This is a genomic window from Sphingopyxis sp. (assembly GCF_965279755.1).
Lineage (GTDB): Bacteria > Pseudomonadota > Alphaproteobacteria > Sphingomonadales > Sphingomonadaceae > Sphingopyxis.
Genome location: NZ_OZ257261.1, coordinates 945,680 through 969,505, shown reverse-complemented (window position 1 = coordinate 969,505; position 23,826 = coordinate 945,680). Strand labels below are relative to the sequence as shown.

Sequence of the window (23,826 nt, the reverse complement as noted above, 5' to 3'; positions counted from 1 at the left end):
CATATGGAGTAGTAACTATCATTTTGCAAGTGACCCGCTGGCGGGCCGCCTGCAAAGGAGAATGACGATGACTATTCCCACTGGAACGGCCCTGATCACGGGCGCTTCGACCGGCCTTGGCGCCGTATACGCCGACCGCCTCGCACGTCGTGGCCACGATCTGATCCTCGTTGCGCGCAATGGGGCGCAGATGGAGGAGCTCGCCGCGAAGCTGCGCGCCGCGACGGGCGTCGCGGTCGATGTGATCGCAGCCGATCTGACCAAAAGCGACGACGTGACGCGCATCGAGCAGCGTCTGATCGACGACGCAGCGATCACGCTGTTCGTGAACAACGCCGGGATGTCGCTGAACGGCGGCACGCTGGAGAATAGCGCGGCCGAGATCGAGACGATCATCGCGCTCAACATTACCGCCGCCGCGCGGCTCGCGATCGCTGCGGGCAAGGCGTTCGGCGCGCGCGGCAAGGGCGCGATCGTCAACATCGCCTCGGTCCTCGCGCTCGCGCCCGAAACATTCGAGGGCGTGTACAGCGGGTCGAAGGCCTTCCTGCTGAACCTCAGCCATGCGCTCGCGACGACCGGCCGCGAAAAGGGTTTCCATGTTCAGGCGGTGCTTCCCGGCGCGACGCGCACCGAAATCTGGGAGCGTTCAGGCAAGGATGTCGATGCTTTTCCCGCCGAGATGGTGATGAGTGCGAGCGATCTTGTGGACGCGGCGCTGCTCGGGCTCGACCGGGGCGAGGACGTGACGATCCCGCCGCTTGCCGACGAGGGACAGTGGAAGAGCTATTATGCCGCGCGGCTGGCGATGGGCCCGAACCTGTCGAAGCGCGATCTGGCTCCGCGGTATCGGGAGGGCGCGGCGGCATAGGCCGGACACTGTCGGCATATGGAATGGCGCCATCCCGGGCAGGCTCGGGATGGCGTGTCGTGCTTAATGCTTTCTTCGAGCCGAGCTGCTATTGGCCGCGAATGACCATCGTGACGCTTTCACTCGCATTGATCGCCGCCGCCCAGGCCAGTGCCACGCCCGCCAGCCCGATTATTTTTCCTTCGGCCGCAGTCGCCTTCGAAGAGGGGATCATGGCGTGTGAGGCGGTCTATACCGGTGGGCTGAAGGGCGAAAAGTCCGACCCGGCCAAACCGGGCCCGTTTTCGCAGCGCGGCTTTTATATGTCGGCTTCGGGGGATGAGGCAAAGGTCAACATGCTCATGCTGGGGCAACGGGCCCATGTATACAAGGGCAGCGTCGACGGCGCTGCGGGCGTCGTCTACATTGTCTTTTCCCTCGCGCCGCTGGCGTGCCGTGTAGGCAGCTTTGATGCTCCGGGCAGCCATGCCGGGGCTCTGGAACAACTCAACAAACCGGGTTCGGGATGGGCGGCGCAGGCGACCTCGAGCCCGTCGCCTGCCGCGAAAATGCAATTGTTCCAGAAAGATATCGCCGGAAAACCGGCCACCCTGAATCTCAGCTGGCCCGTGTCGCAGGGCGCAGGTCCCAACGGGCTTGCCGCGATGGCCACCATGATCGTTCAGGAGGCTGCGCCCGTTCCCCGGTAACGCAAATGCTCACGCATTGCGCGCCATCAGCCCGCCGTCGACGGGGATCACCGCGCCGGTGATATAGCTTGCCGCGGGCAGTACGAGGCTCAGCGTCACATGCGCGACTTCTTCGGGCTCGCCATAGCGGCGGAGCGCGGTGCGGCGTTTGGCAAACAACGCCTTGTCTTCTTCGGGCACCTTGTCGGTCATGCCGGTGCGGATCGGGCCGGGGCAGATGCAGTTGACGGTGATGCCCTCCTTGCCGAGGTCGACCGCGAGGCCGCGGGTCAGACCGGTGACGCCGGTCTTGGCGGCCACATAGGGCGTATCGCCGGGAGTGGCGCCGAGGCCTTCGGTCGAGGCGATGTTGACGATGCGCGCGGCGTTGCTTTTGCGGAGCCACGGCAGCGCGGCGCGGACCATGCGCTGGTGCGCGGTGAGCATGACCGCGATCGCGCGGTGCCAGATCGCTTCATACTCGTCTTCGGCGTCGAGCGGTGCGAAGCTCGAGACGCCGGCGTTGTTGATCAATATGTCGATGCCGCCGAAATGTTCGGCGATGGCGACGACGGTGCGTTTGATTGCCTCGCCGTCGGCGACGTCGAGCGCGAAGGCTTTTGCGTTGGGGCCGGCTTCATCAGCCACGGCTTGGCAGGCGGTGAGGTCGAGGTCGGTAACCGCGACCTTCGCGCCTTCGCTGGCGAGCAGCAGCGCGGTCGCGCGGCCCATGCCGCTCGCGGCGCCGGTGACGATCGCGACGCGGCCCGCGACCGAGCGCGAACGGTCCGGTGTGCTGCTCAACGGAACGGCGGCTCGTTGAACGCGCGAAGCTTGCGGCTGTGGAGCTTCGCGCCCTCGTCACGCATCGTTTCGCACGCGCGAATGCCGATTTGAAGATGCGCCGCGATCGCTTCCTCATAGAAACGGTTCGCCTGTCCGGGCAGCTTGAGTTCGCCGTGGAGCGGCTTGTCACTGACGCAGAGCAGGGTGCCGTAGGGGACGCGGAAGCGGTACCCCTGCGCAGCGATCGTCGCCGATTCCATGTCGATGCCGATCGCGCGCGACTGCGAGAAACGCAGCGCACTGTCGGTGTAGCGCAGCTCCCAGTTGCGGTCGTCGGTGGTGACGACGGTGCCGGTACGCATGCGTTTCTTGAGGTCGGCGCCAGTGGCGCCAGACACCGCTTCGGCAGCGCTGGCGAGCGCGACCTGCACTTCGGCGATCGGCGGGATCGGGATTTCGGGCGGCAGGACGCTGTCGAGGATGTGATCGTCGCGGAGGTACGCGTGCGCGAGCACATAATCGCCGATGCGCTGGCTGGGGCGCAGCCCGCCGCAGTGACCGATCATCAGCCACGCCTCGGGCCGCAGCACCGCGAGATGGTCGCAGATTGTCTTCGCATTCGACGGGCCGACGCCGATGTTGACGAGCGTGATGCCGCCGCCGTCGGGCGCGATCAGGTGATAGGCGGGCATCTGGTGCCGCCGCCAGGCGCTGTCGGCGACGAGCGCACTGGCGTTGATGCCCGGCTGATCGACATAGAGGCCCGCAGCGCCCGCGAGCGCGGTATATTTGCCCTGACCGACCTGTGATCCCGCCCAGGCGACGAATTCGTCGACATAGCGGTGATAGTTGGTGAACAGGATGTAGCGCTGGAAATGCTCGGGCGCGGTGCCGGTATAGTGGCGGAGGCGCGCGAGGCTGAAGTCGGTGCGCAGCGCATCGAACAGCGCCAGCGGCTGCGACGCCGTCGGGTCGGCCCCGAACAGCCCGTCGGCCAGCTCGTCGCCGATATCGGCGAGTTCGGTGGTCGGGAAGTGGCGCGCGAGTTCGAGCGGGGTGACGCCGCCCATGTCCGACCCGTCGCTGGCGTCGAGCACATAGGGGAAGGGGATCTGCTGTCCCGTGCGCGTCACCTCCAGCGTGATGTCATAATGCTGCGCAAGCAAGGTGAGCTGATCGCGTAGATAGTCGGCGAACAGGTCGGGGCGCGTCACCGTGGTGATGAACTCGCCCGCGCGCTCGAACTGACCGAAAGCCAGATTATGTGCGGTCTGGCCTTCGCGCTGCTCACCCGTCGTGACGAGGCGGATCGCGGGATAGTCGAACAGGCCCGTCGCGGCGGCATCGGCCGGCGGCAACGTGCGGTCGCGCACATAGGCGGCGATGGCGGATTTGAGATTGGAAACCGAGGTGCGGAAGCGCTCCTGCAGCTCGGCGATGATCCCTTCAACAAGAGCGGTGGGATCGGCGATGTTCTGATTGTTCGATGCGTCTGATGTCATCGCGACGCTGTTGCACGAAAATATGACAAAAGGGAAGAGGTGGGAACCGATCCTCCCTGCGGCGAAGCCGTGGGGAGGGGGGCCATCCGAAGGATGCTGGAGGGGCCGTGGCGCCGGGCCAAAGGCCCCTCCGTCAACGCTTCGCGTTGCCACCTCCCCATGGCTGCGCCACAGGGAGGATTATGATCAGAGCTGCTCGAGCATATGGTCGGCGCTCGACACCTTGAATTCGCCGGGCGCTTCGACGTTGAGCTGTTCGACGACGCCGTCGTTGACGATCATCGAGAAACGCTGGCCTCGCTTGCCCATGCCGAAGGCGGTGCCGTCCATGGTGAGGCCGACCGCATCGGCGAAGGCGCCGTTGCCGTCGGCAAGCATCGTGACGCTGTCGCCCGCGTTGGCGCTCTTGCCCCATGCGCCCATCACGAAGGCGTCATTGACCGCGGTGCAGACGATCTCGTCGACGCCCTTGGCCTTCAGTTCGTCGGCCTTGTCGACGAAGCCCGGCAGATGCTTGGCCGAGCAGGTCGGGGTGAAGGCGCCGGGGACCGAGAAGAGCGCAACCTTGCGGCCCTTGAAATAATCGGCGGTGGTGACCTGTTCGGGACCGTTTTCGGTCACTTTCACGAAGGTCGCGTCGGGCAGCTTGTCGCCGGTGTTGATCGTCATTCAGACATCCTTTCACTCGAGGGGATTTGTCAGGGCGCGACATTGGGGCGGGAGCGCCGCGAGTCAAGCGCGGTGGATGCGATCAACTCGCCGAATGACGCTGGACCGTGCGGGCGCCACGGGGCATGGTGAACGAATGGAGACGGCTCCGACTTTTTTCACCGGCCAGTTGTTGCTCGCGCTGCCCGGGATCGGCGATCCCCGGTTCGAGCATGCGGTGATCGCGATGGTCAGCCATGATGACGAAGGCGCGATGGGGATCGGGATCGCCGACCCGATCGACGGCATGACCGTCGGCGCCGTGCTGGACCAGCTCGAAATCGGCCATGACGACCCGCTCGACCAGCCGGTGTTCCTCGGCGGCCCTGTCGAGCAGACGCGCGGCTTCGTGATCCACAGCCGTGACTGGGGCGGGCAGGAGGCGGTGCAGGTCGCCGATCGCTGGATGGTGTCGAGCTCGCACGACATATTGCGCGCGATCGGGGAGGGCCGCGGCCCGTCGCGCTGGATGGTCGCATTGGGCTATGCCGGCTGGTCGCCGGGACAGCTTGAAGAGGAAATGGTGCGCCACGGCTGGCATGTAACGCCGGGTAGCGATGCCCTGATATTCGAAACGCCGCCCGCCAGTCGCTGGCAGGCGGCGTTCGCCGAAGCGGGAGTGGACGCCCGCTTGCTCACCACCGAAGGCGGCGAGGCTTAGTTTTCTGTTTCAGCCTTGCTGAAACATTGCGGCACCGGCCCGCTCCCCCACACGGCCTTCCTGACGATAGTAGCCTATGGGAGGCCGGGCGGGGGAGCAGGTCGGTGCCGCGATTGTTATTAGCGCGCGAGCGCGAGCAGCGGCTTGCCCTGATCGAGATTGGCGAGCGCGGCGCGAGCCGCCCAGCGCGAATCCATGTAGGTGCCACCGGCGAGTTCGACGTCGTAGCGGAGCGGGCTGGTGATCGCGGCCCGATAGGCGGTGCGCGCATCGGCCTTTTTACCGAGGCGGGCATAGGCAGTGCCGAGGTTGATCAGCCGCGAGGGATCCTGAGCGTCGAGCGCGCTATGCTCCAGCTTGTCGGCCGCGGCGGCATTCTGTCCGGCCTGGAGCTCTTCATACGCCACCGACAGCGGGGCCAGACCCTCTTCGTCAGACCCGTTCACAATGATCGATTGGGCCGCAGCAGGGGTCGCGAAAGCAAGTGCGACGAGCGGCAGCAGAATTTTTTTCATTGTCTCTATCTCCCCGAAAACTTTGGCTGATTTTCTCGCTCGTCCACAGAAAAGTCAATATTTCGGGGCATGTGTAACACTGGTGTCACAAAGAGAGATTAGGCTAAGCGCCAAGGCGAATTATAAATCAGGATTTTCATAATCTTGGTATCGACGACTCGTTGTTACACAGCCGGGCGATCGGCTGTCACATTTGCGTCCGCTGAAAATTTATTTTCGCATGGGTCCGCTTTGCGGCCGCTGAGTCGTGCGCGAAGCGGGATGGGGAGCGGGCCTGGTCTTGAAGATATAAAGAAAACTTTATATTTGATTGGCGGCGCGCTTTCGGCTAGGGCGCGCACGATAATTGCATGACAATTCGTGGCCGCTCGCCTGCGGTCGTACTCGCCAGAATGGAGACTCCCCCGTGGCTACTCTCGCCGCCGACACCCGTGACTATGTGATCGCCGACATCGGCCTTGCCGACTTCGGCCGCAAGGAAATCGCGATCGCCGAAACCGAAATGCCCGGCCTGATGGCCCTGCGCGCCGAGTTCGGCGCTGCACAGCCGCTGAAGGGCGCGCGCATCACCGGTTCGCTGCACATGACGATCCAGACCGCCGTGCTGATCGAGACGCTGACCGCGCTCGGCGCCGACGTCCGCTGGGCGACCTGCAACATCTTCTCGACCCAGGACCATGCCGCTGCCGCGATCGCCGCGGGCGGAACGCCGGTCTTCGCGGTGAAGGGCGAAAGCCTCGCCGATTACTGGGACTATGTCGGCCGCATCTTCGACTGGGGCGACGAGGTTTCGAACATCATTCTCGACGATGGCGGCGACGCCACCATGTTCGCGCTGTGGGGCGCGAAGATCGAGGCCGGCGCAACGCTGCCCGCGCCCGAGAATGAAGAAGAAGTCGAATTCCAGCGCGCGCTGAAGGCGTTCGTCGCCGCGAACCCTGGCTATCTGACCAAGACCGTCAAGGCGCTGAAGGGCGTGTCGGAAGAAACGACGACCGGCGTCCACCGTCTGTACGAGATCGCGAAGAAGGGCGAGCTGCCTTTCCCCGCGATCAACGTCAACGACAGCGTCACCAAGTCGAAGTTCGACAATCTTTATGGCTGCAAGGAATCGCTGGTCGACGCGATCCGCCGCGCCACTGACGTGATGCTGGCCGGCAAGGTTGCCGCGGTCGCCGGTTTCGGCGACGTCGGCAAGGGCTCGGCCGCCTCGCTCCGCAACGGCGGTGCACGCGTGCTCGTGACCGAAATCGATCCGATCTGCGCACTGCAGGCGGCGATGGAAGGCTATGAAGTCGTGACGATGGACGAAGCCGTCGCCCGCGCCGACATCTTCTGCACCGCGACGGGCAATGCTGACGTCATCACCGCCGAGCATATGGCAGCGATGAAGCCGATGGCGATCGTCTGCAACATCGGTCACTTCGACAGCGAGATCCAGATCGCGGCGCTCGCCAACTACAAGTGGACCGAAGTGAAGCCGGGCACCGACCTGGTCGAATTCCCCGACGGCAAGCAGATCATCGTGCTCGCCAAGGGCCGTCTTGTGAACCTCGGCTGCGCCACCGGCCACCCGTCGTTCGTGATGTCGTCGAGCTTCACCAACCAGGTGCTCGCGCAGATCGAACTGTTCACCAAGGGCGAGAACTACGGCAACGACGTGTACGTCCTGCCGAAGCATCTCGACGAGAAGGTCGCGGCGCTGCACCTCGAAAAGCTGGGCGTGAAGCTGTCGAAGCTCACCCAGAAGCAGGCCGATTATATCGGCGTGCCGGTCGAGGGGCCGTTCAAGCCCGACCACTACCGCTATTGATTACAGATGCGGGGCGCCGTCTTCGGGCGGCGCCCCGCCTCCCTTGCTCCGCGTTCAGTCTTGCGGAGCGGCCGGATAGGCGTCCAGCACCGGCCCCAATGCGTCCTTCAGCGGACCCAGCCACGCCTCATAGGCGCGCCAGCGTTCCACTCCGTCGCGATTGATCGGACGGCGCACCTGCTCCGAACTTGCCGTTCGCACCGGACGGGCATTTTCGTGGAAGCGCAGACAATTTTCCTCGAATGGCAGATCGAGCGCCGCAAGCAGGCGGCGAATTTCCCCCCCGGGATCGGCGATCAGATCTTCGTGGATCACGCGGTGGACGCGGCCGGGCAGCACTTGGTCGACATGCGCCATCAGCCGCACATAGTCGCGATAGTAACGCCCCATGTCGGCAAGGTCGTAGGAAAAGGCCTGACCGCGCGCGAAATGCTGCTTGAAGTTCGAAAAGCTGCAATCGAGCGGGTGCCGGCGGGCATCGATGATCTTCGCATTGGGCATAATCAGATGGATCAGGCCTATATCGACCCAGTTGTTCGGCATCTTGTCGATGAAGAAAGGGCGGTCGGAGCTGCGATGAAAACGGGCACGATCGATGTAGCGCTGTCCGAGTTCCGCCAGCCTTTCGCCGCCCACGCCCGCCAGCAACTCGGGATAGGGCTGCCAGGTCTCCGAAACCAGATCGCGCGCAATCTCCGATATATAGGGAAGCTCGGCGGTCCCCTCGACCTCTGAGTGGCTCGCCAAAATCTGTTCGATCAGCGTCGATCCGGCGCGCGGCATGCCGAGGATGAAGATCGGCGCGGGATCGGGGTGACCGCCCCCGGCGGCCGCCCTGAACAGTTCGGGTGTCAGCGCCGCGATTGCCCGCGATACTTCGCCGGTGAAGGCCTCGGCATCGTGCGGCAGGAGTGAGCGAACGAGCGCATTGCCTTCGACGTAATGCGCGAAAGACCTCTGATAGTCGCCAGCATCCTCAAGCGCCTTGCCGAGGGCGAAATGCAGATGCGCGCGGTCGTCGGCGGACTGGCCCGGCGCCGTGATCGCTGCCTCCATCTGCCCGATATCGCTTGCGTCAAAGCGCACCGTTTTCAGGTTGGCGAGGCTCCACCAGACTTCGCCATGGCCGGGGCGCTCCGACAGGACGCGGCGATAGGCGGCGACCGCGTCCCCGGCTCGCCCGACGGTCTTGAGCATATGGCCATAGCCGACGCGCGCGACCTCGCTGCCTTCGGCGGCGGCGAGAAAGGTCTCATAGGCCGTGATCGCTTCGTCGAAGCGGCCGAGATGACCGAGTGTGGTGGCAAGCTGGCGCGTCGCCGCCTCGTTGCCGGGATACGTCTCTACGATCGCGCGGAGTTCGTCGACGGCTTCCCAGGGGCGGCCCAACCGGAACAGCACAGTCGCGATGCCGAGGCGCGGTTCTGCGAAGGCGGGCATGATCGTTGCGGCCTTGCGGAACAGCGTTTCCGCGCTGGCATAGGCGCCCATCATATTGTCGAGCTCGGCGAGCATGATCAGCGCGCCGGGCTCGTCCGGATTGCGCGCGACATGCGGCCGGAGCAGATGTTCGGCGTGTTTCAGATCGCCATGGGATAGCGCCGTAGCTGCGGCTGCAAGAACCGGGCTGCGACCGAAATTCTCGATCGCGAGACGTTCGGTTCGTTCGGCCTCCCGCGCATCGCCAAGGCGACGGAGCGCGGCGGCGCGCAGGCGGAGCGCGTCATAATTGCGCCCGTCGGCGCGCAATATCTCATGCGCCTGTTCAAGCGCGCCGCGAGGGTCGCGCGCGAGCAGGGCGCGGCCGTTGGCGAGGGCATGTTCGAGTGTTCCGAAGCCGTCGGCGGTCATGTGCGGACGATTGCGGGAAAGGGGTGGGCGGCCATCGCGGCCTTTTGCAGCCGGGGACAGGCGCGCGCCACAAAAAAAGGACCGGGAGCATGGCTCCCGGTCCTCACTTTACCCGAAGGCGATCCGTCAGAACTTGGCGACGGCGCCCACGTAGAAGAAGCGGCCGATATTGTTGTAGATGCCGCTGCCGCCGCCGATGCCGGTCAGGCCGTACGGGGGCAGGCGGTTGCCAACGTTATCGACGCCGAAATAGGCGTTGAACTTCTCGTTCACATCGACCTGCAGACGCAGGTCGTGATAGAAAACGTCCGGATAGTAGCTGATTTCGAACGCATCTTCGTTCTCGGGCGGACGGCCCTGAACCGACTGGATGTTCTCGACCGCACCCGGCGTCATCTTGCCGATGTAGCGCATCTGGTACCCGAAGGTCACCTTGCCGCGCTTCAGCTCGACGTTCCAGTTGAACGCATCCGCCGGATCGCCCAGCTCGTACCGCACGCGGTCGGCGACGGTCGGGAAAAGCGGATCGAGGAAGTTGTCGTTCTGCAGAACGTGCGTGTACTGGATGCGCGTGTTGAGCGCGAACGAACCGAAGTTCTTGCGATAGGCGGCTTCGACGTCGATCCCGCGAACCTTCAGCTTCGCGAAGTTGACCGGTCCCGACAGCAGGCTGTTCGAGATGATCTGGTACGGTGCTTCCTGGTTCGGGCCCGTGCCGTTGCCGTTACGGGTGAAGAGGCCGCAGAAGGAATTGACGGTCGATTCCGAATCATAGCAAGCATCGACGATCGTCTGCGCATCGAGCGGGACGATCACGTTGTTCACCGTGATGTTGTAATAATCGACCGATGCCGAGAAGCCGGGCAGGAAGCGCGGCTGGAAGACGCCGCCGATCGTGTAGGAATCCGACTTTTCGGCGTCCAGATCGGGGTTGCCGCCCGACAGGTAGGGCAGCGACTGCAGATACGGGATCGCGGCTCCGTTCGGAATGCCCGCAGCGGCGCAGTTGGCGGCACGGTTCGGTGCGTCGCCGATATTGTTGACGTCGCACGGATCCTGGAAGCCCGGCGCGAAGTTCTGACCGGCGGGCGTATACAGCTCGGTCAGGTTCGGCGCGCGCACCGACCGCGCATATTGCGCGCGGAAACGGATGTCCTCGATCGGCGACCATTCGACACCGCCGTTATAGGTGTAAACGGTGCCCGTCTTGCCCTTGTAGTCGGCAATACGGCCGGCGCCGGTCAGCGTCAGTTCGTGGAAGAAGGGCATGTTCGCGAGGATCGGCACGCGAAGCTCGCCATAGATTTCCTTCACCTCGAACGCCGGCGGGTTGAACGTCGGGATCGCGTTGTAGAAGGTCAGACCCGCATCGACGAGCGGATCCTGCGTGTAATCGTTCGTTTCACGGCGATATTCGGCGCCGATCGCGAAGCCGACGGGACCGCCCGGAAGCTCGAACCACTGGCTCGTGTCGCCGCTGAGGAAGCCGCTGAACACAAGCTGCGTGATCTTGCCGTGCGAGACGGTGTCCTGGATCATGTAGTTCTTGGCGTCCTGCGAGATATTCCCCTCGCCGAACATGTTCGCGGGCTTACAGGCGGCGACGTCGTTCGCCAGCTGGGCTGCTGCATAGCCGGGCAGGCGCGCGCCTTCAAAGGCGATCGCCGCGGTCGGGTCGACCTGCGCGCGGCAGACGATGTTGCCGTTGGCGACGCCGTTCTGGAACAGGCCTTGATCGACGGCATCGATCGCCAGCAGGAAGCGCTGGACGTTCAGGTTGCCGAGGATGCGGGTCGACTCGCGGAACTCGCCATAGTTACCCGAAACTTCATAGTTCCAGTCGTCATTGAACGTGCCGCGGAAACCGCCGACAATGCGGAAGGTTTCGCGCTGCGCCTTTTCTTCACGGTTGCCGAGATCGACGACATTCTTCTGGAAGTAGAAGGGAACGTCGGTTGCCGAGCCGTAATAGTCGAGCAGGAACTGGCGCGCCTGAGGGTTCAGATACGGGTTGTCGGTGTTGAACACTTCACGCGGCGAGCCGGTGGTGCCGCCCGAGAAGAAGAACGGACCGCTGGCGTTGCCGAGCGAATTGGTCCGCACATATTTGGCTTCGATGAACGGTTCGAACGCGTCGCTGACGGTGAAGTGACCGATCAGGTTGACGCTGACGCGGTCGAGGCGCGGCGAGAAGCCGGTCTGCGTGCCGTCGCGGAAGTTGTTGCCGTCGCCGCCGACGACCGTCGGATAGCTCTGAACGCCGATGAACTCGCCGGTCTGCGGCGTCAGCGTGCCGTCCGGACGGAACAGATAGGGCTGCAGATAATTGCCGCTGGCATCGCAGCAGCCGAGGAAGGTGCCGCCGTTCGAGTAGAGCCCGCTGCGGACATCGCGCGTGAACACCGAGTCGGGCACGCCGTCGCTACCGTTGGTGAGGCCCGACGGATCGCTGTCGACCTGAACCCAGGTGTTCTGCGTACGGTACGACTTGCGCTGCGAGGCATACCAGTCTTCCTGACGGGCATATTCGACGTTGACTGCGACATTGCCGCGACCTTCGGCGAAGTTGGTACCCCAGACGCCGCTGACATAATATTGGCCCGCGTCGCCGTGCTGGCTGATGCCCGACTGGCCGCGGATCTGCAGGCCTTCGAAGTCGCGCTTCAGGACGAAGTTGACCACACCGGCGATCGCGTCCGAACCGTAAATGGCCGAGCTGCCGCCCGTCACGATGTCGACGCGTTCGATGAGGTCGGTCGGGATCTGGTTGGTGTCGACCGAGACGGCGTTGCTCAGAATATCCGAACCGACGTGGCGGCGGCCGTTCTGGAGCACCAGCGTGCGCTGGGTGCCGAGGCCGCGAAGGTCGAGCAGGTTGAGGCCGGAGGTGCCGAGGAAGCGCGTCGAGTTCGACTGGCCGATCGTGCTGCGCAGCGACGGAAGGTCGTTGAGCACGTCACCGATCGCGGTGCGGCCCTGCTGGAAGAATTCATCGCCGCCGATCGACACGACCGGGACCGACGATTCAAGGTTGGGCCTGCGGATACGCGAACCGGTAACGATGATCGCGTCGCCGGAGTCGGTGCTGGCCGCTTCGTCGGCGATCTGGTCGGTCTGGACTTCGTCCTGCGCGTAGGCCGGCGTCGCCAGCATCACGGCGATGGCCGAAACACTGACCAAAGCCGAATGCCGCCGCGCCCGCGAGGCGGCTCCTTGAATTTTCATCATATGATCTTCCCTGGTTTAGACAGTCCAGGTCGCCTTTGCCCGATAGGCCTTAACACAAGGTTCAAGCCCTCTCGGAGTGAAATGGGGGGACGACCCGAGCAGCCCGAGATTTCCAAAGCTTAGAGATCAAATCAACCCGTTGACACATTTTGCGACACTTTTACGCATATGTGTGTGACTCAAATGTCACAGCGCTCTCGCCGCAGCGGTCGCCGCTCTCGCCCGCCCCGACGCCGGGTGATTGAAACCGCGGGATACAGGCGATAGGGCGGTCGGATGGCAATTCGCCCCTCGGCCCACCCTCTCTCTCCCGCGGTGACGCACCCATGACCTTGTCGTCGGGGGCGCTCTTTGCCGTTGGCCTGTTCGCGGCGCTGTGGCTGCTCGCCGGGCTGTGGGCGGTGGCGCGCGGAATCGCGATGCAGCGGCGGTCGGCGTTCGTGGCCGGACAGACCGAGCGGCTCGCCAGTCTGCTCGAAGCATCGCCGCAGCTTCCCGTCGTCGTGCGCGCCGACTGGCGCATCGAGGCGAGCGAGCGGCTCGGGCGCTGGCTGGGGCTCGATCAGGGTCCGCGCAATTTCGACGAGCTTCGCGGCATCGAGGCCGGTCTCGACCAGCCGGGGCACGAGGCGCTGCGCCAGGCAATCCTCGGCGCGCAACGCGGCGCGAAGCCTTTTACACTCAGTTTGCGGCCTGCGGGCAGCAGCCGGACGATCGTCTTTCACGGTGCCGCCGCGCCGCCCGCGGTTGCGGGTGCCGGTAGCGTGCTCCTGTGGATCAGCGATGCGACCGACGGTCAGCAATCGCTGGCCGAGGCGCGCCGTGAGCGCGACGAGGCAATGGCGGCGTTCGAGGCGCTTTCGGGGCTGATCGAGGCAGCGCCCTTCCCGATGTGGTTCCGCGAGCCCGACCTTCGTCTTGCGCTCGTCAACACCGCTTATGTCCGCGCGGTCGAGGCGAAGAGCGCTGCGGCAGTGATCGACGCCGGCATCGAACTGTGCGAGCCGGTCGCCGGCGTCAGCGCAACCGACGCGGCCGAAGCCGCACGCGCCGAAGGATCGGCGCAGCAGCGCACCGTGCCGGTGACGATCGAGGGCGAGCGGCGGATCATGCGCGTCGTCGATGTCCCGCTCGCGACCGGCGGCCGCCGCGCGATCGGCATCGCGGGCTATGCGATCGACGTTCAGGAACTGGAGAGCGAACGCGGCGCACACCGGCGTTTTGTCGATACGCAGCGCGAATTGCTCGACCGGCTGTCGGCGGCGGTCGCGCAGTTCGGTCCCGATCAGGGTCTCGTCTTCGCCAATCAGCCGTTCCGCCGGCTCTTCGAACTGTCCGCCGAGGATGTGTCGGAAGCGCGACCCTTTGCGCGGCTGCTCGACCTGTGGCGCGAGGGCGGCCGCACGCCCGAGGTGCGCGACTATCCCGAATGGCGGCAGGCGCATGTCGACTGGTTCGCGCGGCCCGGCGCCAGCGAGGAAGACTGGCTGCTGCGCGACGGCACGCATCTGCACGTCGTTGCCCAGCCGACCCCCGACGGCGGCCTGTTGCTGATCGCCGAAGACAAGACCGAGCAGGTGCAGCTCGCGGGCGCGCGCGACACGTTGCTGCGCGTTCGCACCGCGACCTTCGACAATCTGTTCGAGGCGATCGCGGTCTTCGCGCCCGACGGCCGCCTTCACCTTTGGAACCAGCGTTTCCGCCGGCTCTGGAACGTCGAGGAGCATGTGCTCGCGGCGCATCCGCGCGTCGATGTTCTGATGGGCGGTCTCGCCGACCGGCTCGCGAAGCCCAACCAGATCAGCATCGTTCAGGAAGTGATCCGCGCCGCGACGCTGGAGCGTACGCAGCGCGTCGGCGAGGTGCGTTTTGCCGACGGGCGCCATTTCGATTTCGCGTCGATCCCGCTGCCCGACGGCAACGCGCTGCTCATCATGCTCGACATCACCGCCAGCCGGAAGATGGAAGGCGCGCTGCGCGAACGCAACGAGGCGCTGGAGGCGGCCGACAAGGTCAAGACCGCCTTCCTCTCGCGGATGAGTTACGAGCTGCGCACACCGCTGACCTCGATTGGCGGGTTCGGCGAGATGCTGCAGGCGGGCTATGCCGGCGAGTTGCCGGCGTCGGCCAAGACCTATGTCGATGCGATCATGGATTCTGTCGGGGTGCTCGGGCGGCAGATCGACAATGTCCTCGACCTTGCGCAGGGCGAGGCGGGGACGCTGGCGGTCGAGCGCGCGCCGGTGGACATCCGCGCGCTGCTCGAAGGCGCGCTCGCCGATGCGAAGATTTTTGCCGACGCCGAGCGGATGGAACTTGCGGGGCAGCTGTCGGCGACGCTCGGCACTGTCGAGGGCGACGCGCAGCGACTGTCGCGGGTCGTGGCCGGACTGCTCGATAACGCCATCCGCTTTACGGCGCCGGTGAAGCGAAGCGGCGGGCGCGTGCTGCTCCATGCCGATGGCGACGAGAAGGGCGTAGAGATCGTCGTCTCCGACAATGGCCCCGGCATGCCCGACACGGTCGCCGCGGTGACGAAGGGCACGCAGGCGGGGACGCAGAGCGGCGGCATAGGCCTCGCGCTCGCGCGTCAACTCGTCGCCGCGCACGGCGGCACGATGGAGGTGATGAGCGAGAAGGGGCAGGGGACGCTGGTGCGCGTGAGCCTGCCGCGCGCATGAGCTTCGTTGCCGACTACACTCTGGCGGAGGCCGAACGCATCGGTGCGGCGATCGGCGCGGCGCTGAAGCCCGGCGACGTCGTGCTGCTGTCGGGCGATCTCGGCGCGGGCAAGACGACGCTGGCGCGCGCGATGCTGAAACAGCGCGGGCTTGCGGGGGAAGCGCCGAGCCCGACCTTTGCGATCGTCCAGCCCTATGCGCCGCCCGAGGTCGACCTGCCGATCGCGCATGTCGATCTTTACCGGATCGAGGACGCGGACGGACTGATCGAACTCGGGCTCGACGACTATCTCTACGATGGCGTTCTGCTGATCGAATGGCCCGATCGGCTGGGCACGCAGGGCTGGTCCGGCGCGCTGGACCTGACGATTTCGGGAAGCGGCGACGCGCGCGTCTTGACAGCCGGGGTGCCGGCGGCTTGGAAAGCGCGATGGCCGCTTTGATGATTCCGCCCGCCCATGCCCCGGCGTTCCTCGCCGCGCACGGCTGGGGCGACGCCCGGATTTTGCCGCTCGCGGGGGATGCATCCTTCCGTCGCTATTTTCGCGTCGTGGACGGCGACCGGCAGGCGGTGCTGATGGACGCGCCGCCGCCGCACGAAGACCCGCGCCCGTTTATCGCGGTCGCCGAATATCTGTGCGAACTCGGTCTCAATGCCCCGACGATCCTTGCCCGCGATCTGGAACAGGGGCTGCTGCTGATCGAAGATTTCGGCGACGTCCGGCTGCGCGAGACGGTCGACGAAGCCCCGCATACCGAAGCCGATTATTATACCGGGGTCACCGACCTGCTGGTCCACCTGCACGCGCGCCCGGCGATGGAGGGCCTGCCGGTTCACGGGCTGGAACAGTGGCTGGACGAGGTGATGCTGTTCACCGACTGGTATTGTCCGGCGCTGGAGATCGAGATCGACCGTGACGGCTTCCGCGCCGTGTGGGAACAGGTGCTGGCGCCCGTCGAAGCCGACGGGCTGCCGCGCGTCACCGTGCTGCGCGATTTCCATGCCGAGAATATCATGCTCGTTGGCGGCAAGGATGGGGTGGCGCATTTCGGCCTGCTCGACTTCCAGGACGCGCTCGTCGGTCATCCGGCCTATGATCTCGCCTCGGTGCTCGAAGACGCGCGGCGCGACGTAACGCCTGCGATCGAGGCGCAGATGGTCGACCGCTATGTCGCGGCAACGGGGAATGGCGATGCGTTCCGCAATGCCTATTGGGCGCTCGCGGCGCAGCGCAACACGCGCATTCTTGGCGTCTTCGTGCGGCTGTGGAAACGCGACGGCAAGGAAGGATATCGCAAGTTCCAGCCGCGCATGTGGGGCCTCCTCGAACGCGATCTGCACCATCCGGCGCTTGTCCCCGTTCGGCAATGGTTCGACGCCAATGTCCCGCCTTCGAAACGGGCGGAGGCATGGTCGTGAGTGCGAAGATCGAAAGTGCGATGGTGATGGCGGCGGGCATCGGCAAGCGGATGCGCCCGCTCACCGCGACGCGGCCGAAGCCCTTGGTGCGCGTCGCGGGCAAGGCGCTGATCGATCATAGCCTCGACCGGATCGAGGCGGCGGGGATCGGCCATGTCGTCGTCAACGTCCATTATCTGGCGGACGCGCTCGAGGCGCATCTGGCGGCACAGAAGCGGAACTTCACGATTGCGGTGTCCGACGAGCGCAGCCAGCTCTTGGAAACCGGCGGCGGGATGATGAAGGCGCTGCCGCTCCTGACCGGCGACCCGATCCTGATCGTCAACAGCGACAATATCTGGACCGACGGACCGCAGGACAGCATCCGGAATCTCGCGCGCCACTGGGACGATGCGAAGATGGACGCCCTGTTGCTCGTCATCCGGCAGGCGAGTGCCTCGGGGCACGGCGGCAAGGGCGATTTCCATATGGATCCCAATGGCCAGCTGTCGCGCCGCAAGGTGGGCCGGGTCGCGCCGTTCGTCTATACCGGCATCCAGCTGGTTTCGCGGCGGCTGCTCGTCGACGCGCCCGACGGGCCCTTTTCGACCAATATCCTCTGGGATCGCGCAATCGCGGCGGGACGCCTTTATGGCCTGTCGCATATGGGGCAGTGGTTCGACGTCGGCGCGCCCGCGGCCATCGCGCCCACCGAAGCCGCGCTGACGGATGGCTGACGCAAAGCCGACCGTCTTTTCGATTCCGGTCCACCGGGCTTTCGCCGACGCGCTCGCGTCAGGTATCATCGCGAAATATGCCGACGGGGCACTGGGCCTTGCCGAGGGGCTAATCCTGCTGCCAAGCAATCGCGCGCGAGGTGCGGTGCAGGCCGCGTTCGTGCGCGCGGGCGGGGCGGGGCTGCTGATGCCGCGGCTCGCGGTGATCGGCGATGCCGATCTCGACGAGAGCGTGGCGCTCGCGCTCGACCCGATCGATGATGAACCGATCCCCCCTGCAATCGAACCGCTCCGGCGGCGACTGCTGCTCGCTGCGCTGATCGAGCGTTATACGCCGGCCGGCGAGCCGCCGATCGCCGGGGCCGCGGCGTTCCAGCTTGCCGACGGGCTCGCGCGGGTGATCGACCAGCTCCATTATGAGGAAGTGCGCGTCGCCGACCTCGTCGACCTCGACCTCGGAGCCTTTGCCGGACATTGGCAGGCGTCGCTCGGGCGACTCCGGCTGCTTGCCGACCATTGGCCGGATGTGCTCGCGAAGACCGGAAGCGTCGATCGTGCCGAGCGGCGCAACCGGTTGCTCGACCGGGTAACGGGGGGATGGCGCGCGGCACCGCCCGCACGCTTCATCGTCGCCGCAGGTATCACGACCGCAGCGCCGGCGATTGCCCGGCTGCTGCGGACCGTCGCCGATATGGAGCGCGGGATGGTCGTGCTGCCAGGCGTCGATTGCGTGATGGCGGCGGGCGAGTGGGACGCGCTTGGACCGACGTGGCCCGATCCCGAAAATCCGGCGCGTCCGCTCGAAACGCATCCGCAATATCATCTGAAGCTGCTCCTCGACCGGATGGGCATAAGCCGCCACGAGGTCATGGAATGGAACGGCGTCTCGGCCTTCGATGGCCCCGATGCGCGGACGCCCTTTGTGTCGCTGCTCTTCGCGCCCGCCGACTATACCGCGCAATGGCAGGCGGCAGGTGACCTGTCGGCAGACGTCGCGGGGATATCCGGCGCGATCTTCGCCGACGACGGGCAGGAGGCGCAGGGTATAGCGCTGCTGATGCGCGAGGCGATCGAAACGCCGGAGCGCACCGCGGCGCTGGTGACGCCCGACCGCATGCTTGCGGAACGCGTCGCGGCAGCGCTCTCGCGCTGGGGGATTTCGGTCGACGACAGCGCCGGGCAGCCCCTGTCGCGCACGCCTCCGGGGGCCATGCTTCTGTTGCTCGCCAGGCTGGCGGCGGACTTCGACCCGGTCGCGCTGATATCGCTGCTCGGCCATCCGCTCGTCCGGAAGGGCGAGCGGCGGACGGCGTGGCTCGACCAGTTGCGGCGGCTCGACCTCATCTTGCGCGAGCCGGGCCTTTTGCCCGGCTGGGACGGGGTAGGCGCGCGGATTGCCCGGCAGGCGGCCGATCCCCAGGCGCGCGGGCATGGCCGCGCTGCCGAATTGCAACCTTGGTGGGAGGAGGTGTCGGGCGCGCTTGGCGCCATGCTCGCTCCCTTCTCGGCGCCGGCGGCGCCCGCGACCTTGCTTGCTGCGCTGCAAGCGGGCACCGAATGGCTGACCGGCGATGCGGTCTGGGCCGGGCCCGCAGGACGGATGCTCGCCGAGCTGTTCGACCAGTGGGCGTTGGCGCGCGGCGACGGGCCCGCGCTTGTCGATCCGCAGGATTTTCCGGAGATGCTGGCGCAGCTACTCGGGCAGGCGAGCGTGCGGCCGCCTTACGGGGGGCATCCGCGCCTGTTCATCTGGGGCTTGCTCGAGGCGCGGTTGCAGCGCGCCGATCTGATGATTCTGGGCGGGCTCGATGAGGGGCGCTGGCCCGCAGCGACCCAGCCCGACCCATGGCTCGCGCCGGGTATCCGCCGCCTGCTCGGCCTGCCGGCGCCGGAACGGCAGCAGGGGATGGCGGCACATGATTTTGCCAGCGCGCTCGGTGCGCGCGAGATCGTCGTCACGCGCGCGCAGCGAAGCGGCGGTGATCCGGCGGTTGCATCGCGCTTCTGGCTGCGGCTTGCGGCGCTCGCAGGCGATCTGCCCGAGCCCGCACCCGGTGGCGTCCTGTTGACGCGGCTTGCGGCCGGACTCGACGTGCCGCCGGGCCGCGCCCAGCCGGCGGGCCGGCCTGCACCGCAACCGCCCGCCGAAGATCGCCCGCGCAAGATCAGCGTGACCGGGGTCGACCGGCTCGCGCGCGATCCCTTCGCCTATTACGCGAACCAGATGCTCGGCCTGTCGGCGCTCGATCCGTTGAGCGCCGCCCCCGATCCGCGCTGGCGCGGGACGCGGGTGCATAAATTGTTCGAGGATTGGGTGCGCGGTGGTGCGACACGCGAGGGCTTCGAGGCCGAACTGACGGCACTTCGCGAGGACGCGGCGCTCGATGCGATCGCGCGTGCCTTCTGGTTGCCGCGCATCGAGCCCGCGCTGCGCTGGGCGGCAGCGCAGGTCTGGGACCGCGACGATCGCAAACCGCTCGATGTCGAGGTGAAGGGCGAGATCACCATCGACGGCGTGACGCTGCACGGCAAGGCCGACCGGGTCGACCGCGACGCCGAGGGGCGGCTGGCGATCGTGGACTATAAATCGGGCGGCGCGCCGAGCGCGAAGGCGGCCTTTGACAAGCTCGACAACCAGCTCGGGCTGCTCGGGCTGATCGCGCAGCGTGGCGGGATGAAGGACATCGCCGAAGCGCCGGTCGAGGCGCTGGAATATTGGAGCCTGCGGCCCGATCGCCGCGCCGGTGGCATCGGCAAAATCTCGAACACCTATGGATCGCGCAGCGACCTCAAGAATGCCGGGCAGGCGATCGACCATGCCGCCGATGCCTTGTCCGGACTGGCGGCAGATTATCTGTTCGGCAACGCGCCCTTCGGGCCCGGTGAGGGCGCAGGCTATGGCGATTATGATCAGCTGATGCGCCGCGATGAATGGTTCGGGCGCGGGGAGGCGGATCGATGACCAAGCCATCGGGCCTCGCCGAATTGCATCCGCAGCAGGCCGCCGCTGCCGACCCCGCAAGCCATGTCTGGCTCGGCGCGTCGGCGGGGACCGGCAAGACGCAGGTGCTGTCGGCGCGCGTGCTGCGGCTGATGCTGGACGGTGTGTCGCCCGAGGCGATCCTGTGCATCACCTTCACCAAGGCGGGCGCGGCCGAGATGGCGCATCGCATCCACGAGCGTCTTGCGGCGTGGGTGCGGATGGATGACGGCGATTTGCGGCTCGACCTTCGCGCGCTCGGGTTCGACTGGGACCGGCCCGGGGTCATGACGCGCGCGCGGTCGCTGTTCGCGACGGTGATCGACAGTCCGGGCGGCGCGATCCGCGTGCAGACGATCCACGCCTTTTGCCAGACCCTGCTCGCGAGCTTCCCGCTCGAGGCGAAACTGCTGCCGGGGTTTCGCGCGATCGAGGAGGACGAGGCGGGGGCATTGCAGCGGCAGGTGCTGGCCGATCTGCTCGAAGCCGGCGATGAACGCATGGCACTGCGCGCGGCCGCGGCAATGCTGTCGCAGCGGCTGGGGCAGGACGCCGCGCTGTCCTTCCTGTCGAGCTGTGCAGCGGTCTTCGGTGGTCCCAACGCAGCGTTGCCGCCCTCGGCCTATGACCTGCGCGCGGCTTTCGAATTGCCGGGCGGCGATCCCGAGGCCTGGATTGCGGGCGAGCTGGCGGCTGGAGCCATCGACGAAAACGACGTCAGGGCGGTCGCCACCAGCGGGGCGAACTGGGGCACCAAGACAGGACTTGCCTGTAACGACGTGATGATTGGCTGGCTGATCGCGGATTCCGCCAAACGCGCGGCGATGCTGGGCGAGCTGGTCGGATGCTTCCTCACCGGCAAGGGCGAGCTACGCGCCGACTTCGCCGGCGAGAAGGGCAAGATGACCGACTGCGTCGAGAGTGCCGTGCGGATCGTCGACGCGGTGCAGGGGCTACTCGGGACCGCGACCGCGATGCGCGTTGCCGATGATCTTGCCGCAGCATGGAAACTCGGAAGCCGTTTTGCCGAGGCTTATGCGCTCGCCAAGCGCGAGCGGGGGCTCGCCGATTTCGACGATCTGATCACGCTTGCGGGGTCGTTGCTGCGCGTCAGCAGCTTCGGCGAATGGGTGCGCTTCAAGCTCGATCAGCGCACCGACCATATTCTCGTCGACGAGGCGCAGGACACCAACATGCGTCAGTGGGGCATCATATTGTCGCTGGCCGAAGAGTTTTTCGCGGTGGCACCGGACGATGCCGAACGCACGCGTACGCTCTTCACTGTCGGCGATCGCAAGCAGGCCATTTTCGGCTTTCAGGGCACCGAGCCGAAGGCTTTCGCGACGGCGCGCGAGCTTTTTCATATCTTGGGCGAGCGCGCCGGACAGGCGTTCCGCAATGTCAATCTGGTCTCCAACTATCGTTCGACGCCCGCCGTGCTCGATGTCGTCGATACATGGCTGGCGGCGGGCGGGACCGAAGCGATGGGGCTCGATGGTGCAGAGCCGCCGCATCGACCCTTCCGGTCGGGTCATGCGGGGCAGGTCGAGCTATGGCAGCCGCTGCCGGTCGGCAAGGCACTCGACGCGGCGGCCGAAGAGAGTGACGAAGGCGAGGGTGACGGCAGTGCGCCGGCGTCCGACCCGGCCTCGATGCGGCTCGCAAAGGCGATCGCGGGCGAGGTGCAGGACTGGATCGCGCACGGCAAGGACGGCCGGCCGGTTTCGCCGGGCGATATCATGATCCTCGTCCGCCGCCGCCGCGACCTTGCGGCGCGGATCGTCGCGCGCTTGCAGGCGCTGCATGTGCCGGTGGCGGGTGTCGACCGTTTTGCGCTGACGCAGCCGCTCGCGGTTCAGGATCTGATCGCGGCAATGCGGTTCGCGGTGCAGCCGCTTGACGATCTCAACCTTGCGTCGCTGCTCGTGTCGCCGCTGATCGGCTGGACCCAGGACGAACTTTACGCGCGCGGCCACAAACGCGGGCGTGCTGCGCTGTGGGAGCATCTGCGCAGGGCGGAGGGCGATGCGCCCGCCGCGACGATGGCGGCGCTGCGGAGCCTGCTCGGCATGGCCGATTTCACGACGCCCTTCCGCTTTCTGGAAGCGGTCCTGTCGGGGCCGATCGACGGCCGGCGCAAGCTCTATATGCGGCTGGGGCGCGAAGCGCGCGATCCGATCGACGAGCTTCTGAATCAGGCGCTCGCTTTCGAGCAGCGCGAGACGGTGTCGCTGCTCGGCTTTCTTACGCAAGTGTCGGCGAGCGCGGCCGACATCAAACGCCAGACCGAGGCGCGCAGTGACGTCGTGCGCGTGATGACGGTGCACGGGTCGAAGGGGCTGCAGGCACCGATCGTCATCCTCGCCGACGCGACCGACGATCCCGGGATCGGGCACCGCCCGTTCAGCGTCGACGTCGCGGCGTGGGAGAAGCTGCCCGTCTTCGCGCTGCCCGCCGACGAACGGCAAGGCGCCTTGGCGAAAGCGTATCAGGACGCGGCAGATGCGGCAGAGCAGGAGCATTGGCGGCTCTTCTACGTCGCGATGACTCGCGCCGAGGAGATTCTGGTCGTCGCCGGCGTGACCAAAAAGGCCGACCGGACGATTCCCGATGCGAGCTGGCACGCGGCCGTCGAGGGCGCCCTGTCGGCGATTGGCAGCGAATGGGAAGACGCCGGGGCGTGGGGCCAGCGTCGCGTCCACCGCGCCAATGCCGGAAAATGGGCGAAGAAGGAGAAGACGGCGAGGGTTTTGGAACCGGCGCTTGCATTGCCCGAATGGGCCCTGCGGCCGGCGCCCGAAGAGGCGCGACCGCCACGCCCGCTCGCGCCGTCGGCGCTGGGTGAGGATGATGTCGCGGTGCCGCCGCAGGGTGGCGGCCGCGCGCAGGCGGTCGAGCGCGGCCTGTTGCTTCATGCCTTGTTCGAGCGATTGCCTCCGGTTGCGCCCGCGCGGCGGCGCGTGGTGGCGATGCAATGGCTGGCGCAGCAGGCGCCGACGCTCGACGAGGCCGCGCGCGGGGCGATGGTCGGGGAGGTGCTGACGGTGCTCGACGATCCCGCCCACGCCGCGATCTTCGGCCCCGGCAGTCTTGCCGAGGTGCCGCTGTCGGCGGTGGTCGACGGAATGGTCGTGGCGGGCATCGTCGACCGTTTGCGCGTCACCGACGATGCGGTGACGGTGATCGACTACAAGACCGGGCGCCATATGCCCGACAGCGCAGATACGGTGCAGCCGGCCTATTTGCGCCAGATGGCCGCCTATCGCGACGCGCTGCGCGTGATCTTTCCCGGCAAACGCGTCGAGGGCGCCTTGCTTTATACCGCCGCGCCGCGGCTGATCCTGCTCGATGACGCACTGCTCGACGCGCACAAGCCCGCCTTGCTGGCAACCAAGGCGAATTTGCAGGGTTGAGGCCTTGAGCCGG

The 23,826-nt window shown here is 66.3% G+C and carries 16 protein-coding genes; 10 read left to right on the top strand and 6 right to left on the bottom strand.

Going from position 1 to position 23,826, the window contains the following annotated elements; all coding sequences use genetic code 11:
• Positions 1-67: 67 nt before the first annotated feature.
• Together ACQY80_RS04675 and ACQY80_RS04670 are read left to right on the top strand one after the other, a co-directional pair.
• Positions 68-871 (top strand): SDR family NAD(P)-dependent oxidoreductase, encoded by an 804-nt coding sequence (locus ACQY80_RS04675; protein ID WP_428684121.1) that lies wholly within the window; start codon positions 68-70, stop codon positions 869-871.
• Positions 872-972: 101 nt separating this feature from the next.
• Positions 973-1,560 (top strand): hypothetical protein, encoded by a 588-nt coding sequence (locus tag ACQY80_RS04670; RefSeq protein ID WP_428684119.1) that lies wholly within the window; start codon positions 973-975, stop codon positions 1,558-1,560.
• A 9-nt stretch (positions 1,561-1,569) separates the two neighbouring features.
• Here the strand turns inward: ACQY80_RS04670 and ACQY80_RS04665 are convergent, their stop codons facing one another.
• From ACQY80_RS04665 to ACQY80_RS04655, 3 genes are all read right to left on the bottom strand, one after another.
• Entirely contained in the window at positions 1,570-2,343 is a 774-nt protein-coding gene (locus ACQY80_RS04665; protein ID WP_428684117.1) for an SDR family NAD(P)-dependent oxidoreductase, read from the bottom strand.
• Positions 2,340-3,827, bottom strand: coding sequence for an AMP nucleosidase (locus ACQY80_RS04660; RefSeq protein WP_428684115.1), 1,488 nt, complete (start codon positions 3,825-3,827; stop codon positions 2,340-2,342). The genes ACQY80_RS04665 and ACQY80_RS04660 overlap by 4 nt, the downstream gene beginning before the upstream one ends.
• A 186-nt stretch (positions 3,828-4,013) precedes the next feature.
• Positions 4,014-4,496: a peroxiredoxin gene (locus ACQY80_RS04655; protein ID WP_428684113.1), complete on the bottom strand. Its 483-nt coding sequence runs from the start codon at positions 4,494-4,496 to the stop codon at positions 4,014-4,016.
• A 136-nt stretch (positions 4,497-4,632) separates the two neighbouring features.
• On the opposite strand from ACQY80_RS04655, the gene ACQY80_RS04650 reads away from it, so the two are divergent.
• A complete protein-coding gene (locus ACQY80_RS04650; RefSeq protein ID WP_428684111.1) occupies positions 4,633-5,196 on the top strand; it encodes a YqgE/AlgH family protein in 564 nt (187 codons plus the stop codon).
• Positions 5,197-5,315: 119 nt separating this feature from the next.
• Here ACQY80_RS04650 and ACQY80_RS04645 read toward each other — a convergent pair whose 3' ends face one another.
• Positions 5,316-5,711: a hypothetical protein gene (locus tag ACQY80_RS04645; protein ID WP_428684109.1), complete on the bottom strand. Its 396-nt coding sequence runs from the start codon at positions 5,709-5,711 to the stop codon at positions 5,316-5,318.
• A gap of 406 nt (positions 5,712-6,117) precedes the next feature.
• On the opposite strand from ACQY80_RS04645, the gene ahcY reads away from it, so the two are divergent.
• Positions 6,118-7,524: an adenosylhomocysteinase gene (ahcY, locus tag ACQY80_RS04640; RefSeq protein WP_428684107.1), complete on the top strand. Its 1,407-nt coding sequence runs from the start codon at positions 6,118-6,120 to the stop codon at positions 7,522-7,524.
• A 54-nt stretch (positions 7,525-7,578) separates the two neighbouring features.
• Here ahcY and ACQY80_RS04635 read toward each other — a convergent pair whose 3' ends face one another.
• The gene (locus ACQY80_RS04635) at positions 7,579-9,375 is read right to left on the bottom strand and encodes a sulfotransferase (protein WP_428684105.1); all 1,797 of its coding nucleotides are present in this window, start codon (positions 9,373-9,375) and stop codon (positions 7,579-7,581) included.
• Positions 9,376-9,501: 126 nt separating this feature from the next.
• Entirely contained in the window at positions 9,502-12,603 is a 3,102-nt protein-coding gene (locus ACQY80_RS04630) for a TonB-dependent receptor domain-containing protein (protein WP_428684103.1), read from the bottom strand.
• 326 nt (positions 12,604-12,929) lie between these two features.
• Here ACQY80_RS04630 and ACQY80_RS04625 point away from each other — a divergent pair, with 326 nt between their 5' ends.
• From ACQY80_RS04625 to addA, 6 genes are read left to right on the top strand one after another with little or no spacing between them, the layout of a single operon-like run.
• A complete protein-coding gene (locus ACQY80_RS04625) occupies positions 12,930-15,284 on the top strand; it encodes a PAS-domain containing protein (protein ID WP_428684101.1) in 2,355 nt (784 codons plus the stop codon).
• A complete protein-coding gene (tsaE, locus tag ACQY80_RS04620) occupies positions 15,281-15,727 on the top strand; it encodes a tRNA (adenosine(37)-N6)-threonylcarbamoyltransferase complex ATPase subunit type 1 TsaE (RefSeq protein ID WP_428684099.1) in 447 nt (148 codons plus the stop codon). The genes ACQY80_RS04625 and tsaE overlap by 4 nt, the downstream gene beginning before the upstream one ends.
• Positions 15,715-16,704 (top strand): aminoglycoside phosphotransferase family protein, encoded by a 990-nt coding sequence (locus ACQY80_RS04615; RefSeq protein ID WP_428684097.1) that lies wholly within the window; start codon positions 15,715-15,717, stop codon positions 16,702-16,704. Before tsaE ends, ACQY80_RS04615 begins: the two co-directional genes overlap by 13 nt.
• Positions 16,701-17,420 (top strand): nucleotidyltransferase family protein, encoded by a 720-nt coding sequence (locus ACQY80_RS04610; protein ID WP_428684095.1) that lies wholly within the window; start codon positions 16,701-16,703, stop codon positions 17,418-17,420. Before ACQY80_RS04615 ends, ACQY80_RS04610 begins: the two co-directional genes overlap by 4 nt.
• Complete coding sequence (gene addB / locus ACQY80_RS04605; protein ID WP_428684093.1) at positions 17,413-20,382, top strand: double-strand break repair protein AddB; 2,970 nt, start codon at positions 17,413-17,415, stop codon at positions 20,380-20,382. Before ACQY80_RS04610 ends, addB begins: the two co-directional genes overlap by 8 nt.
• Positions 20,379-23,813 carry a double-strand break repair helicase AddA gene (addA, locus tag ACQY80_RS04600; RefSeq protein ID WP_428684091.1) on the top strand — a complete coding sequence of 1,145 codons (3,435 nt, stop codon included), beginning with the start codon at positions 20,379-20,381 and terminating at the stop codon, positions 23,811-23,813. Before addB ends, addA begins: the two co-directional genes overlap by 4 nt.
• The last annotated feature ends 13 nt before the right edge of the window (positions 23,814-23,826 follow it).

What these genes read in the sequence shown, in the direction of transcription:
- ACQY80_RS04645 (WP_428684109.1), bottom strand. Translation starts at nt 5,711, where the DNA reads ATGAAAAAAATTCTGCTGCCGCTCGTCGCACTTGCTTTCGCGACCCCT.
- ACQY80_RS04635 (WP_428684105.1), bottom strand. Translation starts at nt 9,375, where the DNA reads ATGACCGCCGACGGCTTCGGAACACTCGAACATGCCCTCGCCAACGGC.
- addB (WP_428684093.1), top strand. Translation starts at nt 17,413, where the DNA reads ATGGCTGACGCAAAGCCGACCGTCTTTTCGATTCCGGTCCACCGGGCT.
- ACQY80_RS04630 (WP_428684103.1), bottom strand. Translation starts at nt 12,603, where the DNA reads ATGATGAAAATTCAAGGAGCCGCCTCGCGGGCGCGGCGGCATTCGGCT.
- ACQY80_RS04660 (WP_428684115.1), bottom strand. Translation starts at nt 3,827, where the DNA reads ATGACATCAGACGCATCGAACAATCAGAACATCGCCGATCCCACCGCT.
- ACQY80_RS04615 (WP_428684097.1), top strand. Translation starts at nt 15,715, where the DNA reads ATGGCCGCTTTGATGATTCCGCCCGCCCATGCCCCGGCGTTCCTCGCC.
- addA (WP_428684091.1), top strand. Translation starts at nt 20,379, where the DNA reads ATGACCAAGCCATCGGGCCTCGCCGAATTGCATCCGCAGCAGGCCGCC.
- ACQY80_RS04670 (WP_428684119.1), top strand. Translation starts at nt 973, where the DNA reads ATGACCATCGTGACGCTTTCACTCGCATTGATCGCCGCCGCCCAGGCC.
- ACQY80_RS04650 (WP_428684111.1), top strand. Translation starts at nt 4,633, where the DNA reads ATGGAGACGGCTCCGACTTTTTTCACCGGCCAGTTGTTGCTCGCGCTG.
- ACQY80_RS04655 (WP_428684113.1), bottom strand. Translation starts at nt 4,496, where the DNA reads ATGACGATCAACACCGGCGACAAGCTGCCCGACGCGACCTTCGTGAAA.
- ACQY80_RS04625 (WP_428684101.1), top strand. Translation starts at nt 12,930, where the DNA reads ATGACCTTGTCGTCGGGGGCGCTCTTTGCCGTTGGCCTGTTCGCGGCG.
- ACQY80_RS04675 (WP_428684121.1), top strand. Translation starts at nt 68, where the DNA reads ATGACTATTCCCACTGGAACGGCCCTGATCACGGGCGCTTCGACCGGC.
- tsaE (WP_428684099.1), top strand. Translation starts at nt 15,281, where the DNA reads ATGAGCTTCGTTGCCGACTACACTCTGGCGGAGGCCGAACGCATCGGT.